Origin of the sequence: Flagellimonas sp. HMM57, assembly GCF_021390175.1 — a bacterium.
GTDB lineage: Bacteria > Bacteroidota > Bacteroidia > Flavobacteriales > Flavobacteriaceae > Flagellimonas.
Window position 1 is genome coordinate 1,709,791 of record NZ_CP090004.1, and the last position, 21,739, is coordinate 1,731,529.

General features: G+C 40.4%; 7 protein-coding genes and 2 tRNA genes. 7 read left to right on the forward strand and 2 right to left on the reverse strand.

Features of this window, described 5'->3' with window-relative positions:
• Positions 1-35 precede the first annotated feature (35 nt).
• The 7 genes from LV716_RS07645 (at position 36) to LV716_RS07675 (ending at position 20,337) form a co-directional block, all read left to right on the forward strand.
• The gene (locus LV716_RS07645; protein WP_163417154.1) at positions 36-2,267 is read left to right on the forward strand and encodes a gliding motility-associated C-terminal domain-containing protein; all 2,232 of its coding nucleotides are present in this window, start codon (positions 36-38) and stop codon (positions 2,265-2,267) included.
• A 5-nt stretch (positions 2,268-2,272) separates the two neighbouring features.
• Positions 2,273-4,339 (forward strand): type IX secretion system membrane protein PorP/SprF, encoded by a 2,067-nt coding sequence (locus LV716_RS07650; RefSeq protein WP_163417155.1) that lies wholly within the window; start codon positions 2,273-2,275, stop codon positions 4,337-4,339.
• Positions 4,340-18,676 carry a T9SS type B sorting domain-containing protein gene (locus LV716_RS07655; protein WP_163417156.1) on the forward strand — a complete coding sequence of 4,779 codons (14,337 nt, stop codon included), beginning with the start codon at positions 4,340-4,342 and terminating at the stop codon, positions 18,674-18,676.
• Between the two features lie 19 nt (positions 18,677-18,695).
• A complete protein-coding gene (locus LV716_RS07660) occupies positions 18,696-19,646 on the forward strand; it encodes a type IX secretion system membrane protein PorP/SprF (protein WP_233759258.1) in 951 nt (316 codons plus the stop codon).
• Between the two features lie 43 nt (positions 19,647-19,689).
• A complete protein-coding gene (gene folB, locus LV716_RS07665) occupies positions 19,690-20,046 on the forward strand; it encodes a dihydroneopterin aldolase (protein ID WP_163417158.1) in 357 nt (118 codons plus the stop codon).
• A 59-nt stretch (positions 20,047-20,105) separates the two neighbouring features.
• Positions 20,106-20,177 (forward strand) — tRNA-Cys (locus tag LV716_RS07670).
• Positions 20,178-20,266: 89 nt separating this feature from the next.
• Positions 20,267-20,337: transfer RNA gene (locus LV716_RS07675), tRNA-Cys, on the forward strand.
• Here the strand turns inward: LV716_RS07675 and LV716_RS07680 are convergent.
• Entirely contained in the window at positions 20,337-21,026 is a 690-nt protein-coding gene (locus LV716_RS07680) for a LysE family translocator (RefSeq protein WP_163417159.1), read from the reverse strand. The two genes, LV716_RS07675 and LV716_RS07680, sit on opposite strands and share 1 nt — an antisense overlap.
• 5 nt (positions 21,027-21,031) lie before the next feature.
• A complete protein-coding gene (locus tag LV716_RS07685; RefSeq protein WP_163417160.1) occupies positions 21,032-21,712 on the reverse strand; it encodes a head GIN domain-containing protein in 681 nt (226 codons plus the stop codon).
• Positions 21,713-21,739: the final 27 nt, after the last annotated feature.

A 21,739-nucleotide genomic window follows, 5' to 3' on the forward strand; every position in this document is an offset into this window, starting at 1 on the left:
GCATTATTGCCCAAAACCTCTTAAAACTAACTCTGATGAAGACAATTGGTTCACATTTTAGCATTCTTCTCATTGCGTGTGCAATGACATTACTTGGGGCTAATTCGCTACATTCTCAAGTATTGAACAAACCAACCACTGTTTGGACGGCAGCATGTGCATCTGTTAGCTTTAACGAATATGATGTTAGTTTCGGATGGACACCTCCCTTAGTAGATTCAAATAACGAGTTTATCCTAGAACTATCCGACGCTAACGGTAACTTTGGTTCTCCCAGAGAACTTTCAAGACTTTCGGACAAAAATGCTGACTTTAATTTTGACTTCACTTTTGCAGTACCTACAGATGTGAACGGCGAAAACTTTAAACTTAGAGTTCGTAGTACCAGTCCTGCAAAGACAAGCCCGGCAACAGATGCCTACCCTATGTACTTTGTTGATTACAACTCACCACTACTTATCAGCGAAAATGGCAGTGGATCCATTCCTCCCGGGGGTACGATTGAAATCTGTGGAAGTGGTTCCGTGACACTGTCTCCACATAACATACCCAACCCAAACAACTACAGTTATAATTGGTACCGAAGTGGTACGCTTCTTAGCGAAAAATCAAAAGACTTGACCGTATCTACCACTGGAATGTACTATGTGGAGTTGGATTATGGAACTGTATGTTCAGGTTCGGCAAATACGCTATCTAACACTATAGAAATATCAACAGGAACAAGCCAAGGAATTGCCATTAACGGTTCCAATAATGTAGGTCTTTGTCCTGGAGACCCATATACGCTAACAGCCAATATTAGTGGCAGTGGACTTACATACACCTGGTATAAGGATGGTGCCATAGTATCTGGACCAACTGTCAACGCACATACTTATGCCGTTAATACCAGTGCTTCTGGTTATGAAGGAAATTATGAGGTAGAAATTAGTGGTGCGGGCGCTTGTCAAGAACGGTCCGCTCCAGTAGCTATTAACAACCTTGGCAATTTTGATGTAACAAGACAAAACGATGCCAATATCGTATTGCTACCTTCACAAACAAAAACATTATCGGTAACTACTACAGCTACCACACCTACATATCAATGGTTTAAGGACGGATCACCAATAATTGGAGCTGATGAAATAAGCATAGATGTAAATGAAGTTGGGGTTTATTATGTTAGAGTAACAGAAACGGGCGGAAGCTGCTCTGCGGCTCCTATTGATTCTGAAAGCACAACTATCGTTTCTCCAAGTTCGTTTGAGTTTGTTGTTGATTTCGCCGGCACTTATACTTCTTGTGAAAACACCGAAGCTACACTTAACCTTTCTACTATAAATGCTGTAAGCAGTTCTGGAGCAAAAACAGATGTTACTTCTGATTTGCTTTCTTCCTTTACTTATCAATGGACGAAAGACGCCAGCAATGTTAGTGGAGAGACCTCAAGAACTATAATAGTTTCAAATTTTAACGAAAATGGTGCATACCGTTTAGAAGGTACATTAAACACTTTTAATGCTTCATCCAATGATTTGGATGTGAAATTGGCATCAAATGAGGTTTTGACCATTACTTCCAACGAAACTGTATTATGTGAAGGAGGTGACCCTATAGTTCTGGAAACATCTAAAAATCTAAGCGGCGAAACATTTGAATGGATAAAGGATGGTCAAGTTATTGATACCACCACAGAAAATTTAATTGCGGTAGAAACAGGAACATATCAATTGATTGTAAAAACCAATGATTGTCCTATAGTATCCAACGAAATAACCATCGTAAATTTTGATGATTCATTGCTAGTTCTGGACAGACCGCAAGACCTTATTATTATAGAAGGTGAAACGGTTACCATAACCGCAAGTGGAGCAACTTCTTACGAATGGTTAAACGCAGATAATTCGCTTTTGGGTTCACTAAATTCTTTCAGTTTTAACCAAGAAGGAGAGTTTCTTTTAGTAGCAAGCTTTGGAAGCTGCACCGTTAGCAGGGTTATCACCGTAACATTCAGGGATACGTTCGCCATACCAAATGTCATTACTACCAACGGTGATGGAATCAACGATTTATGGGTGCTGCCCAATACGTATTCTAGAGACCAAGAAACCTTGGTTACCATCTATGATGAAAGAGGTAAAGAAGTCTTTAGTCAAACCAATTATGAAAATAACTGGCCCCAGTCCACTACTGCTTTCACTAAGCAAAGTATGATTTTCTATTATCGAATTACAAAGGGTGGGGAAAGTTTAAAACAAGGAACCATAACTGTGATCAAATAAACAGAATGTACAAAAACAAACCTCTACTACTGTTCATAATCTTAATCTTATCTCTTTCTGGAGTACGCGCCCAGGAAGAGACTCCATTTGTGGAATATAATGTCCCTTCTCAAAACCTGCTTAAGTTTAACAGGTTTTTGATAAACCCGACATTCTCAACAGTTAGAGAGGACAAATCCTATATTAACTTGTTTCACAGAAACCAATCGGTTTCTTTTGATGACAACAATCAAGTTTATTTTTTAAGCTATAGTGGTAGAGTTGGTGATAGAAGTGGTGTTGGTTTAAGTCTGTTCACCAACCGTGAAGGGTTATTTAACAACTTTGGCGTGCATGCCAATTACGCTTATGGCATTAAACTAAGTGAAAAGAGCAACTTTACGTTTGGGGCAAACTTTTCATACTATCAAAGTGCCTTCAATCAAGATAGGGCAAACGCACTTGATGATGACCCATTCTTAAATAGTTTGGAAAGTAGTTCCTTAGTTACTTTTCAACCTGGATTCAATCTTTCTTATGGCAAGTTTGATTTTGGGGTCTTTGCCGAAAATCTCTTTGATTACAACCTCAAAAGTAGTGAATCCGTTACCGATTTTAACGAAAAAACATATTCTGGACACCTACAATATACCCATCAGTTTGAAAATGCTTCTGGAATACTGGAACAGGCAAGATTGATGCCTTTGGCCAGAGTTCGCCAAGTTGGGCAAGAAGACCTTGTTTTAGGTGGAAGTTTACTTTTAGACCTTCCCAAACTTGGATGGATACAAGCTGGATATGATGATTTTTATGGGGCAGCCGCAGGGCTTGGCTTTAACTTGAACAGAAACCTTTCTTTAGGTTATACCATTGAAAAAGGTTTGACCAACAATTTTGAAAATTTTGGGGTCAGCCATGAAATTTCTTTGGCCTATTCCTTCACACCTAACTTAACTGAGGACCGGGTAATGCTCGAAAAAGAAGACGATAGTCTGGTCGATAACGAGAGCGCACCTGAAGAAGAACTTACCATTTCTGAAAAAGACCTAAAAATTGCATACTTAGAAGAAAAGCTAGCGGAAAACGATGTCATCTTGGACGAACTCCTTTTAAGACAGGACTCTATTGAAACCAACAGGAACAGTGATCTTGAAAGGCGTTTTGAGACCGTAATGAAAATGGTGCGAAGAGAAACTCGCGGACAAATGCCCGAGTTGGAAGAAAAAGCAAAAGAGGTATATTTTGCCAACATGGATAGCATGGACATCAAGTCCAGTAAACGCAATGAACCTGCATTGGCAGAAAACGGACTATCTAACACAACAGCAGCAAAAAAAGTAATTCGCCTTAACGAAACCAGACCCAAAAGTTTAGCTGAAAACACTACCGCAAAAAGAGACAGAACCAATCGGTATAATAATAAAAACGTTGGTCGATTTAAAAGGTTTACGATTCCTAATGTAGAAAGTGGCCATTACTTAATTGCAAACGTTTTTAAGGATGCCAATAATGTTGACTCCTTTCTAGAGCAGCTGCAAGCGCAGGGAATTGAAGCAGGATTCTTCGAAAACCCAAAAAATGGTCTTACCTATGTATATCTAAAAGGATATAGAAATAAGCAAGATGCCGTAGATGCCTATCATTCACAACTCAATGGCGCTTATCAAGGCGACGCATGGGTCATGAATGTAAATGGAGTGGATTCCAATTCTAGTGGTGGATTCAATTCGATCGCCAACACAAATAATTCCGAATACGATAATAACAACCTACACAATAACATAACCAAAACCAAGCGCAAAGCTTCCCAAGTATCATATACCGATTATGATGTTGATGGCCTAGGTTCCGGTTTTTACATTATAGCCAATGTTTTTGAAAAAGCTTCAAATGCAAACCGCTTCGTAAAAAAACTGAAATCTGAAGGACTGAATGCCGGTTACTTTGTTAACCCAGAAGACAACTACAGGTATGTGTACATTAAAAGACATGATACTTGGACCAACGCGCTGACCTCTTATTACACCAAACTTAATGCTTCGTATGATGACAAAATGTGGATCATGCGAGTAAAACCAAACCTCAATAGTTAGATGACCAATCCATTTATTAGAACAGTTCTATGCCTAATGGGCATATGGTTTATAGGCTCTAGAGTTAATGCTCAGGTAGAAGTTCCGTTTACCCCGAGACTGACAGATTCTTACATAAATATTAAGGGAGATTATACCTTTTTGTCCAATAGTATCATCAATAGGGTTGATGGGAGCAATAGCGCCAATGACCCTTATAATGGTGGTTCGAACAATAATGGTTTCCATAGGGATTACATCGATGTGGACGCTGACCCCTCTACTTTTAGTTCTAGTAGTTCAACACTCACCGTGCCTTTTTGTTCAAGGATATATTGGGCAGGATTATATTGGTCCGCCAACTACCAACAAGAGGTCTTGAACAACTCACAAATTGCCAGTTTACCTGCCAACGATACACGAAGGTTGGACTTTACACAAATTAAATTTCGAGTTCCTGGTGGAAGCTATATCGATATTGTAGCGGACAACAACCCCGATCCAGTTGGTGAGGAAGATGCCATAATATATGATAATGCCAGCTTCAAGGATTCTCCTTACACCTGTTTTAAAAACGTAACCAATGAACTTCAGGCATTGGCCGATCCTTCGGGAGAGTACTTTGTAGGTAATATTAGAGCCACGCGTGGTAGAAGTGTTGGTGGTGCAGGAGGTTGGACTTTGGTGGTGATTTATGAAAATCCTACCTTAACAGGAAAGTACATTTCGGTTTTTGATGGATACGCTGGCGTAAGTGGAAGCTCAAGTGCGGACATTAACGTTTCAGGCTTCAACACAATTCCTGCAGGACCTGTTCGTGCCAGACTTGGTGCCAGTGTGGTTGAAGGGGATAGGGGTATATCAGGAGATGCATTTAGAATACAAACACCCCTAAATCCAGGATTTACAAGCCTTTCTAATGGTGCGAATCCAGCGAACAACTTTTTTAACTCCAATATCACAATTGATGGGGCCAATGTTACCAATAGAAATATCAACTCTACCAATACTCTAGGTTTTGACTCAGATATTTTTGAGATAAACAATCCAGCAAATAGTGTCATTGCCAATGAAGAAACCGATGCTACATTAAGGCTGTTTACACAGGGTGACGCATTTGGGGCGTTTTTGGTCACATTTGGCGTCGAAATCATAGAGCCCAATATTGTATTGGAAAAGAAAGTAGAGGATATTGGAGGAAATGATATTACAGGACAGGGTGTAAACCTTGGTCAAAGTTTGGATTATGTGCTCTCATTTGTCAATACTGGAAACGATGACGCCACCAATTACACAATCAGGGATGTTCTTCCGGCAAATGTTACGTTGGACAACACGACCATAACCGTACCTTCAGGTGTTACCTATACCTATAATGCCGCCACACAAGAAATCATATTTACCATTCCAGATAATCTGGTAGAAGAAGGCGATCCTATTTCTGAGATAAGAATGCGAGTCAGGGTTGCAGAGAACTGTTTTGACTTTGTTGATGCCTGTACCGATATTATAGAAAACGTAGCGTTCTCTACGTATGAGGGCATCATTAATGACAACCAAATAAGTGATGACCCCAGTGTATCCGACTTTGATGATTGCGGATTTACAACACCTGGTGCCACTAACTTTCTTCTGGACGACCTAACCGCATGTAATTTTACCAGAACTGTACTGCTTTGTGGTGCCAATGTGGTGCTCAATGCCGGTGATGGCTTTGATAATTATATCTGGTACCGTGATGAAAATGGAAACAACCAGATTGATGCTGGCGACACCGTTTTAAACGATGGTAACCCAGATTCCGATTTAAGTACTTTAATCGTTGATGAAGCAGCTACTTTCATCGTAGATAAACAAGTAGCTGATCCATGTAAGGATTTTAGGGAAATTATTGTTGTTGAGCGTTTTGGTGCAACACAATCAAACCCAATTTCGGCTTTGATCAACGATACCTCGAATACCGTTGATGGTGAAGTTGTAATCTGTCCCAATGATGGTAGCGAGCTTCCAGAAATCTTTTTATGTGGCTTGAATGATACCGAACTCGTACAGATAAACATACCAGATGCAGATAGTATCGTTTGGGAAAGGCTCGACGAATCAAGCTGTGGTGCTTCCACCCAAGATTGCGCAAACACCAATAACTCCTGTACTTGGAATTCTGCCGGTACTGGAAGTAATTTCCTTGCTTCTGATGCTGGAGAATATCGCTTGGTCATCAATTATCAAAATGGATGTTTCAGCCGTTTTTACTTCAATATCTTTAAAAATCCGTTAGACCCCCAGTACACTACAAGGGATATTATCTGTTCCACGAACGGAAATATTACGGTTACCAATATGCCCATAAACTATGAGTATCGATTAATAAATCAAGATACTGGTAATGAAGTGGTTGGATACAATCCTAATCCAAGCTTTGACATTACTACCAATGGTGCTTACACTGTTGAAATGAGACAACAAGGGGTAACAGACGGCTGTGTCTTTGTTCTGGACAACATTGGTATATTGGATAGGGATTTCCAGGTTGATGTCGATACTAAGGATACGGATTGCAACGGTTTGGGCGAAATAGCCATTTCTATTCTAAATGTTGAAGCACAATACTATTACGAAGTTGCGCAAGGAGGAACGACCATTGATACTTTTGGTCCTTCTAACGATAACAACTACACTTTTGAAAACTTAAATGATGGTGTTTATGACATTTCCATCTCTACTGATGATGGATGTACCTACACAGAACAGGTTACCATAAACGATGTTACCGATTTAGCTGTAACCGCATTGACCACTAAAAACATTGACTGTACCGATGGCGTAATCACGGTTACAGGCACAGGCGGTTTTCCTAATCCAGAATATGTCTATGCTATATGGAGTTACAATGGTGCTCCGCTGTATACAAGCATAAATGATATTCCTGCCAGTGCATACCAAGTTGAAAACGATTTCACATTTGTGAATGGCGAAGAAGGGGATTATGAATTTGTCGTGGTTGATAGCAACAACTGTTCTTCTATTTCGAACAGTGTATCGATTGCCATTGCTCCTTCCGCAGTGTATACAACTGCCACCACAGATGAAACATGTTTTGGGGCTGCCGATGGTACTTTTGAAATAACTGTTTCCAACTCAAACGGGTACGCTTTATCATACACATTAACCTATCCGGATGCATCTACTGCATCAAACACTTCTGGATTGTTTACAGGCTTACCTCAAGGCGCTTATTCACTCACCATAACACAAACCCAAGGAGGTGTTTCATGTGATTTTGTAGAAACCTTCAATATAGGAGGACAGACTTCCGCTGTAACGGCCGATGCCGACCCAGCTGTAATACAGGATTATACGTGTTTGCAAAATGGCAGTATCGAAGTTCAGAACGTAACAGGAGGTGTTGCTCCTTACGAATATAGTATTGATGGGGTAACTTTTGTCAATGGAGTGGGAGCGGAACGCTTTTCCAACCTAGCGGATGGAACGTATACCATTACCGTTCGGGATGCCAATAATTGTACGTTCACAACAAACCCTGTTGTTTTTGAGACCAACCCCCCAACAAATCTGGACTTTACAGCATCGACTCCTAGTTGTCCTGCATTAACGTCTGATGTAACCGTAACAGCAACTGATGGTATTGCACCTTTTGTTTTTGAAATTACGGCACCTTCTACAATACCAGCGACCTCAACTACCGGAAACACTGCGGACTTTGATGGTCTTGCCCCGGGAACGTATACTTTCAGGGTAACTGATAGTAAGGACTGCTCTTATGAAGAAACCTTTACGGTAGACCCTATCTCCGAAATTAATGTTACCGGACAATTAATAAGCAACATCACTTGTTTTACGGACACCGATGGAGAAATAACATTTACCGTTTCGGATTTTAATACCGACTACAATTATACGGTAACAGGACCTTCAAACTTTTCAGCCAATAACCAAACCAATACTTCTATTCCTTTAACCGGACTAGATGATGGAACTTACGATATTACAGTAACGGACAATGTTACAAACTGTACGGCTACCGCAAGTATTATAGTAAATGCGCCTGCTGCTGCTTTGACCATAAGCGCTTCGGAAATACAGCCAACCTGTACAACGGATGGTGGCGTAACATTAACCTCTACTGGAGGATGGGGCAGTAATACATTTACACTTACTAATCCAGATGCAACTGCTTTTGGAACAAACAGTACCGGTGCTTTTACCGGACTTTCACAAACGGGAACTTACACGGCATCAGTAACCGATGCAAACGGATGCGTGGTTACAACAACGTTCAATTTGAATGCAGCTATCGCTCCTGTTTTGGCCATTGTTCCCAACGATACTTGTTTTGATGATGCTGTTGGTTTAACATTAACCGCAAACATTACTTCTGGCGGGGACGGTAATTATGAATACAGCCTAAATGGAGGGGCCTTTGGAACCAACAACGTTTTTACTGGATTGACGTCAGGAACATATACCATTGATGTAAGAGATGGTAACAATTGTACCGATTCCGAATCCATAACCATAAACCCAGAGCTGAGTGTAATAGCTTCCGCACCTAATATCACCGCTTGTGGTACAGCAACCAATGTTGATATCACTGCTGTTGGAGGTGACGGAAACTATGTTTATGCCATTGTTGCTGATGGTGCTACTGCAACTGGTTTTTCAACAACTAACCCAATTAGTGTTACTGGAACAGGAGATTATGATGTTTATGTAAGGGATAATGGAGGGGCTTCAGGGTTTTGTGAAGCATCGTTCGATTTAACCATTGTCCAAGATGCACCTTTATCATTGAACATTTCGGATACAGGAATTCAATGTAGTGGCGAAGCACAAGCAACTATTACTATCACAGCATCCGGTGGAGAAGCTCCATTTGAATATAGTATTGACAATGGTGCTACGTTTCAGCCTTCAAACATGTTTGTTAACCAAGCTGCTGGAAGTTACAATATCCGTGTAAGGGATGCCAACAACTGTATTATAAATCAAATTTATAACATATCAGAACCGATTACTTTATCAGCGTCTGCCGCTGTAACGCAATTGGCGGAATGTAATCCCGGTCTCGGTGCAGAAGTGCGGATAACAAATGAAATTGGCGGAACCGCTCCCTATGAATATAGTTTTGATGGTGGAACCAATTATGGTTCAAGCCCTATCGGTTTCCTTTTGCCAGGAACCCATACCCTTTACCTAAGGGATGCCAACAATTGTACTTTTGAAATGGCAGTAACCATAGAGCCCGAGCCTACACCTCCCGGAATTACCGCAACGATAGATTATGAATGTGATGGTGAAGGCATCATTACCGTTACACCAGATAATGCGGGTTATAGCTACACGTATGAAATCGATGCAACACCAAATACACCGAATACTTCAAATGTTTTTGACAATGTGGCAGTAGGGTCTCATACGATTACCGTTAATTATATAAATAATACACCGCCTTCTCCAAGTGTAATCTTACTAGAGAACTTTGGTACTGGACCTAATACACCTATAAGTGAAATCGATGGGGACTATTATTGTTACGAACCACAAGATGGAAGTGCAACGGCATGTGCTGCTATAAATGGAAGAACTACGAACAGTGCCAATAGTCGTATCAATGATTTGGAATATTCCGTGACCCAAGTGGTGACGTTACCTTTTAATTCTTGGTTAAGCCCTAATGATGCTTCATTGATGCCTTCTGGCCGATTTTTGGCAATTAATGTTGGTAATCCAGGTGTAAATACTGTAGTTTACGCAAAACGAGGTGTAGAAGTTGTACCCAACCTTGATATAGAAGTTTCTTTGGCCGTATTCAATTTCCTAAGACAAGGTAGATCTGGTCTCGACCCAGATATTCTAATTGAACTGGTAGATGGCTCAAACAATGTTATAGCTAGTGCTACTACAGGATTAGTCCCAAAAAATAACGGTGCCAACGATTGGTTTCGCCCTCCACCAATTTCATTAAACCCAGGTGCCAACAACAATATTGATATCGTAATTAGAACTGTTGCCTCTGGAAATAATGGAAATGATATCGCAATAGATGATATACAAGCCGTACAAATACCCGAGGTCTGTGAAGGTAGTGAAACACTTAACGTAGTTATCGAAGCTGGCAATGCGTTCGGTTCAAATATTACAGCATTTTCAGATATTTCTTGTAATGCTGGAACAGATGGAAGTATCACTTTTGAAGTAGAAAATTTTGATACAACCAACGGTTTTGAATATAGGGTTGGGTCTACCGGTTCCTTTACCACCTCAACAACAAGTCCCGTAGTTCTTAACGGGCTATCTGCTGGCTCCTATGCTATTGAAGTAAGGGATGTCTTGGACAACTCCTGTTCTATAACTTTAAACCAGACACTATCAGAACCAAATGCCCTTGTCACAACGGCTTCGGTCACTGAAGTTGCCACCTGTTCCAATGGGGGTGCAACAATTACGGCTTCTGTAACGGGAGGCACTCCTGCTTATGAATATCAACTGGAAGATAGTGTAGGTGGTATTATCACGGCTTATCAGACTTCAACTGTATTTTCTGGTCTAGCTGCTGGTGATTATATTGTAAGGGCTAGAGATTCAAACTCTTGTGAAGATCCTATCGATACTGCTATTACCGTAGCGCCATTTGCGTCCATTGCATTCACTTCCACCGCATGCTATGGAGGAAACAATGATGGAACCATCCAAGTTGATGTTACCTCTGGCAATAATGATTACGAATTTAGTCTTAACGGTGGCCCTTGGGTAACTCCAAGTCCAACTACGGCTACAACATACACCTTTACTGGACTTGCTAACGGAAACTATACCGTTAACGTTAGAGATGGTTTTGGTTGCGAAGGAACGTTGCAGAATGTAACTATTTACAGTGCTCCAACAATAGATGTTGTAGCTATTAGTACATGTGCGGATGGTAGTATAACCGTAACCGCTCCTGCAGCTTTAACGAACTTGGAATACGCCTTTGTTCCCACAACTACCAGCCCTTCTGGATTATTTTCAAGCAGTAATACGTTTGCGGTAACTACAGGAAACGATGGTGATTATGATGTATATGTAAGAGATGCTTCTACAGTAAATGCCTATTGTGATTTTATGGAGACCGTAACGGTCGGCCCTGCTACTCCTTTGACAGTGACCAATACGCCAACGGATCCCATTTGTCATGACGGCACAGGTTCGATTCTGGTAGATATCACTTCTGGAATCAGTCCGTACACTATTGAAATTGTTGATGTCGATAATGGTACTTCTGACCAAACAGATACCAATGTAATAGCGACCAGCAGAACTTATTTCAACTTAATGCCAGGTAATTATACCGTAAACGTAACGGACGCTACGGGTTGTACGGTTACCGAAACATTGATAAGCATTACTAACCCTGATGAACTAACAGCTACTATTCAAGGTATTACACCTGCAGCATGTACAGGTGACCCCAACGATTTTGGCTTTGAATTTACAGGATACCCCACAACACTTGGAACTATTCAATTTAGTGCCGATGGCGGAACAACCTGGCCAGGAGATAGTACAAACCCAGGAACAACTGATCGTTTTACAGGTTATAATTCAGGTGATGTTGTGAACCCATCTATGAGAACCGTTGATGCTTCGGGTAATATCTGCCAAACCGATTTCCCTCCATTTATCATTCCCTATCCTTTGGATGATTTGGATATAACGATAGCGGCACTTGTCGTTAACTGTAATGAACTGCAAGTAACTGTTCAAGGATCTGAAGGAACACCTGATTATGAATATAACTATACAGATGATCCATTTAATCCTGGCGCCCCAACGCTTCCTTGGACATCACCAGCCAAAGGTTTGGGCGATCCTCACGTATTCACAGGATTAATCCCTGGTAGAACTTATGTGTTCTTTGTAAGAGATGCGGCAGGTTGTGTTAGACAAAGTAACGTTAACGTAAATGATCTTATAACTGTTCCTTTGGAAATAACTTCTGCCATTACCCCAACATGTTCTGGTGGAACTACAGGAAGCATAACCTACACTGTTACGGATACCCAAGCTCCATTTGGAACTGAATTTAGATGGAATGTATACAATATGGTCGCGGGAAGTCCTGTTCCTGTTGCCGATAGTGGTGGAAACGTTCCATTCGCTTCTCCACAAAACATTACTATACCTGGGCTTGGACAAGGGGATTATTTTATAGAAGTAGTAGAAGTTGATGGAGGTATTGATAGCTGTATCGGTGCAACCGAAAATGAACTATTGGAAGAACTTGATCCAATTACAGGAACTCCTACTGTTCTTGAGAACATCAGTTGTGACAACCCTGGACTTATTCAAATACAAAACCCAATGGGCGGTGGTGGAACATATACCTATACCCTGTATCATGATATCAACAATACACCCGCTGATCTAACTGATGATATAACAATTACAACTACAACCGATAATCCGATTGAAGTTCCAGCAAATTCTGCTGCAGGAAGCTATAGAATATCCGTTGAGGACCAATACAGTTGTTCAAATGAACTTGGATTTGTTTCTCTGACTTTGACACCCAACCCAACCATTGGAATCATAACAGTAGATAATTGTAGTGACCCTGCAACGGTTACAATTCCTGCATCAACTACTGCAGCCCAGTTATTCTACTCTTTGGATGGCGGTACGACCTATGTGGATAATGGAGGAATTTTTAACAATGTTACTCCCGGAAGCTACAATGTTTCTGTTCGAGATAGCAATGGATGTACCGCTTCTGCAGGGCCTGTTGTGGTTCACCCTGTACTTCAAGCAAGTGCAACATTAACTAAGCTGTTAGATTGTTCTAGTACTCCAGATGCTCAAATTACGATAGAGGTTTCCGATGGTTCAGGATTATATCACTATGAGATTTCTGATGGTTCAGGAATCGTCACGGCCAAGCAAGTATTGCCGAGCAATCCATTTGTCTTTAATACTTCGACTGTAGAAAACTACACTATTACCGTATATGATGAAAATACATCAAGCCCAGCATGTACAAGAGTGTTTAATATAGCAGTAGACCCTGCTATTACTCCTACCTTCAGTGTAACGTCGCATACCGATGCGAGCTGTAATGGAGTTTCTGATGGAACCATCTCCGTAAGTGCTACGGACAACGGAATTGGCCCATACACTTTTGAAATTACTGCAGCAACCGGAATCACTCCGGCTCCTAGTTTGCCTATTGCGCCAACCACGTCAAGTAATGTCAATGCTACATTTACAGGTCTGGTAGGAAATGCTACCGGAGTAACTTACACTATAGAAGTAACAGCGGCGAATGGTTGTACAACTACCCAAACACAGGTAATCACACAGCCAGATGCTATTGCCAATATCAATGCTATAATTGTTGAGTTTGGATGTACTTCTGGGAACAATGGGGACAATGCTTCCATTACCATAGACGGAGCATCGATTACAGGAGGTAGCGGAAATTACGTAATCTATGAATTTATCGAAGAAGATGACCCAAATACCGGTGCTATTGAACCTCCAACAATCGTTCAATCTGGAAGTAACCAAACGTTTATAGAAACCGATATAGCAGGTGGTGTTTACACTATAAATGTTTACGACGAAAATGGCTGTGTAGGAACCATTTCAGAAACCATAAATCCTTTTGATGAATTGGTATCTGCAAGTGTGACCATCGATACTCCTGCAACCTGTGTTACCGGGGAAGAAATCACGATAACGGCCACTGGTTCTATAACTAACTCAACTGGCACGCCAGCTAATTACGAGTTTAGATTATTGCCTGGAGGAACGTTCCAAGCTTCTGGTAGTTTTACTGGTCTGCCTGTTGGAACCAACAACTTTGAGGTTAGGAATACAGTGACTGGATGTATCATTACAACGTCCCATGACGTTGCAGACCCAGAAGTATTGGATTTAGATGTCGTGAGTACCACAAACATTACCTGTTTTGGTGATGCCAACGGTGAGGTGGAACTAAATCTTCAAGATGCCAGTAGCGTAACATACGGTAATGCTACCAGCTATACTTTATATTATGATGTAAACAACACACCAACAGATTTATTGGATGATGTAACCTCAACAGGAAGTGATGCTGATGGAAGTTTTACCATAACCGGACTTTTAGCTGGAACCTACTATGTTGAGGTTGTGGACACAAATCCACCAGGCTCTGCGTGTGTCTATGGAGAATCGTTTACCATTGCCGGTCCTAATGTTGGTATCTCGGCAAGCACACAAGTTACCGAAGTTACCTGTAATTTAAATGATGGAAGTATCGAAGTAATCAATGCTGCAGGTGGATGGGGCGGATATTCCTACTATGTGGGAACGACTGCACCTTCTGCGCCAGCTGACTATGTTGCTTCTCCATTATTCGAAAATCTTTCGGGCGGTGCAACCCCAGGAACAACATATCAGGTTTGGGTAAAAGATCAGTTTGATTGTGAACATCAGTTACCAAGTGTAATTTTAGTAGATCCAACACCAATTACGGCTACTCTTCAAATTAATGTAGAAAATTGTACCAACCTACAGGGTGAAATAGAAGTTGTTGGAACAAGTGGTGGTCAAAATAGCAACTTTACCTATCAGCTTATCCGAAATAGTAGTGCTGTTGGTTCTCCACAACCAAGTACCGTATTCTCTGGCTTAGGTGCAGGTTCCTATGAGGTATTGATTGCGGATCAGTGGTCATGTACCACAACTATAGGAACAGCAGTTCTTTATGATGAAATGATTGCCACACCAACAGTAGTTAAACCTATTGATTGTACCGTAGATCCAGGAGGACAGGTAACCATTACCGTTACTGGAGGTTCTTCTAATCTTGATTATGAAGTATTGTTCCCAGATGCAGTTACAACGGCAAATAATACTACTGGCGTGTTTACAGGTCTTACACAAATTGGAACATATACGTTTACTGTAACGGATACCGATACAGCTACACCTTGTACCGCAACAACAACACAGATTTTAGAGGATAAAGTAGATCCTATAATTTCGAATGTAGTAATGGGTCCTGTAAGCTGTAATAGTGGAACAGATGGAAGTTTAACCGTTGAGTTAGATCCTGCAACTGTGACAGACCCAACGTATACGTACGAGCTTTATGAAATGTCGGACTTAGTGAATCCGTTTAGGTTTGCGCAAACTAGCGCTACGTTCGATAACCTTCCTGCAGGGGATTACCGTGTACGCGTAATTTCTTCAAAATCTTGTGATGATTTTTACGATGAAACCGTTACGGAACCAACACTGTTGAATGTTTCTGCTATAGCTACACCTTTTGCTTGTAATGCAAGTAATGCCGTAAACGTTTCCACTATAACAATTACCGCTTCAGGTGGAACTGGACCTTACTTATATAGTATCGACAATGTGAATTTCCAAACATCGAACACGTTCGACATTACAGATACGGGATCTGTTCAGAATATTACAGTGTACGTAACCGATGGAAACTCTTGTCCGCAAACCTCAGTAGTAGCACCTATTCAACCCATAAATGTATTTACTGCTGTAGTAACACAAGATATCGCCATTAGCTGTAACAATGCCGAAGAAGTATTGATTACGGTTACTGACAACGGAGATCCTTCAAATACATATACCTACGAACTATTGCCAACAGGGAATCCATCTGGAACCCAAACGGGCACACCTTCAAATATCGAAGCGGAGTTCGATTTAACAGCTCCCGGCAGCTACACGTTTAGAGTAACGGATACCAATACAGGTTGCTATTTTGATACAGCTCCTTACGAAATATTGCCTTTCGACTTGATTCAGGTTACAGCTACGGCAACTGCACCAGCAGTTTGTTTTGGAGGCGCTGGCACCCTGGAAATCAATGTTACGGGATATTCTGGTCCTTATGACTACGAAGTGTTCAATGCTGATGGTACTACAACTACCATTTCCAATAGTGGAAACACCGCTACTAATCCATTGTCCATAACCGACCCATTGTTGGTAGGTGGCAATTACTTTGTGAGAGTAACACAAACCAGTAATCCACTGTGTGTTGAAGATTCAAATACGATTACCATTGTTTCACCGGACAGGCCATTGACCGCAACTCCTGTTGAAGTTGCTAACGTAACTTGTACTAATGATCAAGGTGAAATAGAAGTGTCTCCTGATGGTGGATATCCTCCGTATGACATTCAGTTGACCAATACGACCACAACCCAAGTGTACAATGCTACCAATGTGGCCAGTTTTGTGTTCTCTGGACTTTCGGCAGGTTCCTATACTGTTCAGATTACAGACGATAATGGTTGTGTTATTACCCCAGCTGTGCCTACCTTAGTTGCTCCTACGCCAATTACGGCAACAATTGCGGGTAGTCCGGCAGTACTTACTTGTTTTGGAGATACCAATGGTAGTGTAACCGCGACAGCTACGGACGGTAGTGGAAACTATCAATACCAATTGAATGTTTTTGAAAACCTATCAGATACCACACCTGTTTCAAGTTCTGGTTTCCAAAACGGTGACACCTTTAACAATCTTGGTGCTGGTATTTACAGTATAACCGTTGCTGATGGTTGGAACTGTGATGACGAAACGCCAAAATTTGAGATTCAGCCTACTGATGAAGTGGAAGCTTCATTGATTCAGACGGCTCAGGCAACATGTGGTACAAATGGAAGTCTATTACTAACGGCAACAGGTGGAAATACAGGTGGAACGTATCAGTATTTTGATACCAGTACATCTACTTGGACAAATTTTGATAGTGGAAATACCCACGCCTTTACCAATATGGTTCCTGATACCTATCAGTTTTTGGTAAGGGATTCCAATGGATGTGAGGCGATGATATCAAATCAGATTACCATAGACCCCGTTGTTCCTTTAGATGCTATTATTGATGATAGCGCCGCTATTATTAATTGTGCCGGTGAAGCTTCTGCGACAATTCGCGCTACAGCAACAGGTGGATTAGGAAACTATTCCTATGAATTATTTACTGACGCAGGTCTAACCAATTCTGTTACGGGAAGTTCTCAGACTTCAGGTGAATTTAATGGATTGCCCGCTGGAACTTATTATGTGCACATTACCAGTATGGATTGTACGTATACCAGTACTGTAATAAATATTATAGATCCTGCTCCATTACAAATAGATAGACAAGAATCGACCAACGTAACCTGTTCAGGTCTTGAAGATGGTACTATAACCGTTGAAGTTTCTGGTGGAACAGGTGATATCGTTTATGCCATTACGCCAAACTTAAACCAGTTTGATACCGTAAATACCTTTACAGATCTTGCACCAGGTATTTATGATGTAATAGCTCAAGATAGCAATGGTTGTTTTGAAGTATTCCAATTCGAGATAGAGCCCGCAACGCCAATTGAAGCAAATGCCATCAATATAATGGACGAAGTTTGTTTTAATAGTGAAGATGGTTCCTTTGAGGTAAATATCACTGGAGGTACGGCTCCCTACGAAACGGCTCTTAACTCTAATTTAGATTCAGATTATGTGTTGGGACAAACACTGTTCGAAAACCTTCCTGCCGGAACACATGTTGTGTTCGTAAGAGATGCACAGGGATGTGAATCGAATGTATTTGTGGAGATAAATCCTGGTGTTAACCTAGCAGCTACCGTAACGCCAATTTATGAGTGTTCAGGTAATTTACCTACCAATCGTTTAGAGATTGTATTTGAGGATCCAACGGTAGCAAGTGAAGTTCTGTACGGAATGGATACCACAGACCCTGCTGCAATGCAATTGGCACCTGATTTCATTGATATTGCTCCTGGTGAACATAGTCTTACTATTTTACATTCCAATGGTTGTCCTAATACGATTACTTTCAGCATAACTGCATTTGAACCTCTAGAATTGGTATTGGAGAATAGCAATATCAATGAAATCACTGCAACAGCTACCGGAGGATTGGAAGACTATACCTTCTATTTTGGTGATATAGATAATGGTGATGACAATACTTTTATTATCAATAGAACTGATACATACACAGTTACAGTAGTAGACCAGAACGGATGTGAGACAACAGCAGAGATATTTTTGGAGTTCATAGACATTGAAATTCCTAATTTCTTTACCCCAGATGGCGACGGATTGAACGATACTTGGATACCAGAAAATCTTGAGGCCTTCCCTAACGTACTAATGATCATTTTTGATCGTTATGGTAGAGAGCTCTATCGCATGGGATACGGCGATAGCGGATGGGACGGAGCTTATCAAAATAGCGACCTTCCCACAGGAGATTACTGGCACATCATAAAGCTTCAGGGCGAGACTGATGACCGTGAATTTATTGGACATTTTACCCTATATCGACAATGATAGCTTAACCTACAGCAGCATGTTTAAAAACCTCTATACCCCAATTTTTACTCTTTTGCTCACCTTTGGTGTTTCAGCGCAGGAGTTGACCATTCCCCAACTGTCACAGTACATTGCGGATAACCCTTTCATAATGTCCCCTACCTATGCTGGAATTGGTGACCATATAAAGGTTAGACTTACAGGCCTTACTCAATGGGTGGGTATAGAAGATGCCCCAGATACCCAGACTTTGGCAGCCGATGCTAGAATTGGTAATCGATCAGGTATTGGAATGTTATTGTACAATGATAGTAATGGTGAAACAAAGCAAAGGGGATCTAGACTTACTTTTGCCCATCACCTTACGCTAAATCGATACGACGATATCTTTCTCTCTTTTGGAATCTCTTACAACTTTAACCAGTTTAGAATTGATGTTGAGAATTTTAGGGATAGTAACGGACAGCTCCCAACGGATGATAAATCGACTACCAACCATAACTTTGACCTTGGTTTTTTATACCGATACAATAAATTTTATATCACCTTAAATGCATCCAATATTCTGAACAAGAACTTGGAGCAGTTCAATCCTGTTTTTGAACCCAATACGTTAAGAAACTACTATGCCTATGCAGGTTATAGCATTTCTAAAAGTAAAAACAGTAAACTGGAAATAGAGCCTTCTGTATTTTTCCAATGGTTTGAAAGTGATGGTCGTTCGGTAACGGATTTGAACACAAAATTCAGGTTTCATGATTTTGAGGATTATTACTATGTAGGACTTACTTACCGTTTTTTGAATGACCAGATAGGAAAGCCATTATACATAGCACCTATTGCCGGTCTGAAGAAAAGTAACTTCTATTTTGGATATTCATATCAAGTAATTACCAATGAAATTCTTGGGTATAGCTCAGGAACACATGTACTGACTGTAGGTATGGATCTCTTCCAAGGTCTAAGCAATTGTAGGTGTATGTACTAATTATTTGATTTGAACTATTTTTGTCCGTCTTAATTTAAGGATAGTGGGTAAAATTAGATTGAACAACATTAGGGTACACTCCAATCACGGATGTCTCAAAGAAGAAATGCTTATTGGTAGCGATTATAGGGTAGATTTGGAAGTAACGGCTGATTTATCAAAACCGGCTCAATCCGATAAACTCAACGAAACCGTTGACTACGTTCATTTAAACAATATTGTGAAAGAAGAAATGGGTATACGTTCCAACCTTTTGGAACATGTTGCCAAACGTATCATCGATAGAATATTTTCAGAATTGCCCGCTGTTAACAATGCAGAAATAGAAGTTTCAAAAATAAATCCACCTATTGGTGGCGATGTGGAAAGTGTTTCGGTGAAAGTTGAATATACTCGGTAAATAGCTGTATGCGAACAGCGTATTAGTATTACGCTTTTATTAAATTTGCGTTATCAAATGGCATTGTGGTCGAATTGGATAGACAAGGTCCCGCAAGGATTTTTATGGTGGTTCGAGTCCACCCGATGCCTCTAAGTTGTTTCAAAATTAAGAAACTTACTTTTACATCAGTTCCCGAAGGTATTTCATAAATTATTTATAGATTTGCTCCACTTAAATTGGCATCGTGGCCGAGTGGCTAGGCACAGCTCTGCAAAAGCTTGTACAGCGGTTCGAATCCGCTCGATGCCTCAAAAAAAGCTCAACAGACTTGTTGGGCTTTTTTCATTTATTCTATCTATTCCGTCTTGTATATTGAATTTCTCTTTGGGTAGAAATCCTTTGGTTATCAAAACAATTCCACAAACAATGATAACGATTCCCAATCCTTTTTTTATCAAAACTATTCTCTCTTGGGTCAAATATCTCTTTAACTGTTTTGCAAGAATAATTTTTATCAAATCCGTTATAAAATAGAAGATGATAACTGTACCAAAAAAGACTATAATCCGGTTACCATCATTATCTAGGCTTGGACCTACTATCACAATTAATCCCAACCAAAAAGCTAGTACTCCTATGTTGATAAAGTTCAATAAAAACCCTTTTACCATAAGACCTAGATACGTACCTGTAGATGCTTTTATGTTTGCTTTTTTTTTGGTCTTCTTTATAAAAATTACTATCCCATAGACAAGTAAAATAGTTCCACCAAAAACAAACAGACCTGGCTGGTTGCTCAAATTTTCCAACAATTGAAAACTACTAAAGTACGCTATGACCAAAAATACAACATCCGCTATGATAACACCTATATCAAAAGCAACGGCCGCTCTAAAACCTTTGATTGCACTGGTTTCCAACAGCACAAAGAAAACAGGCCCTATCATAAAGCTCAATAGGAACCCCAGAGGAATCGCTGCCTGAATGTCATCTATCATTTTCCTTAATCTAAGCGTTTTATTTTTCCACCAAAAACAGTTTTTTCATCCATTTTCTGTGGATTTCCATATACCAATACTTCTCCACCTGCCTTAACATCTGCCTTAACATAGTCAGTTGCATAAATTTTTGCATTTCCTCCTGCGTTCACAGATACTGTTGTTAGCCTTGTTTTAAATTCTTTTCCATCATATGTTCCTCCGGTATTGATACGTACATCTTGATTATCTGAGAAACCCTTCGCGGTAATATCTCCTCCTGTAACTGATTTTATCAACAATTGTTCTGTTTGACAACTGATCAAAAGCTCTCCCCCTTCTTGTGCTTTCAGTTCTAATACATCCTGAATTATCAGTTCTTCAGATGATATTCTCGCATCTTCATTAACATCGATTACTTTTACTTCTTCGGTATGGTACAAATCAATAAATGTTCTGTATCCACTGAAAATCTTGTCTATTTCCATTCGCAATTTCAATACTCCAGCATTATTGACGATTGCAACTTTCTTGGTGTTCGCTCCTGTTATGACAGCCCTATTTACATCTGATTTGATAAGGTTAATAGAAAGTCCATCAAATCCCTTCACCTCAGTAAATTTTTTGAGTTCCTGTGTTATCTTTTCATCTTGTGCATACAATGCTTGGAGCGAGATAACCAACAATAAAATCTTTACTACTTTCATCTGTTAAAATTTGATTCTCAAAAGAAT

Excerpts from the sequence above, each read along its gene's own strand:
- LV716_RS07645 (WP_163417154.1), top strand. The coding sequence starts at position 36 with ATGAAGACAATTGGTTCACATTTTAGCATTCTTCTCATTGCGTGTGCA.
- LV716_RS07650 (WP_163417155.1), top strand. The coding sequence starts at position 2,273 with ATGTACAAAAACAAACCTCTACTACTGTTCATAATCTTAATCTTATCT.
- LV716_RS07655 (WP_163417156.1), top strand. The coding sequence starts at position 4,340 with ATGACCAATCCATTTATTAGAACAGTTCTATGCCTAATGGGCATATGG.
- LV716_RS07660 (WP_233759258.1), top strand. The coding sequence starts at position 18,696 with ATGTTTAAAAACCTCTATACCCCAATTTTTACTCTTTTGCTCACCTTT.
- LV716_RS07680 (WP_163417159.1), bottom strand. The coding sequence starts at position 21,026 with ATGATAGATGACATTCAGGCAGCGATTCCTCTGGGGTTCCTATTGAGC.
- LV716_RS07685 (WP_163417160.1), bottom strand. The coding sequence starts at position 21,712 with ATGAAAGTAGTAAAGATTTTATTGTTGGTTATCTCGCTCCAAGCATTG.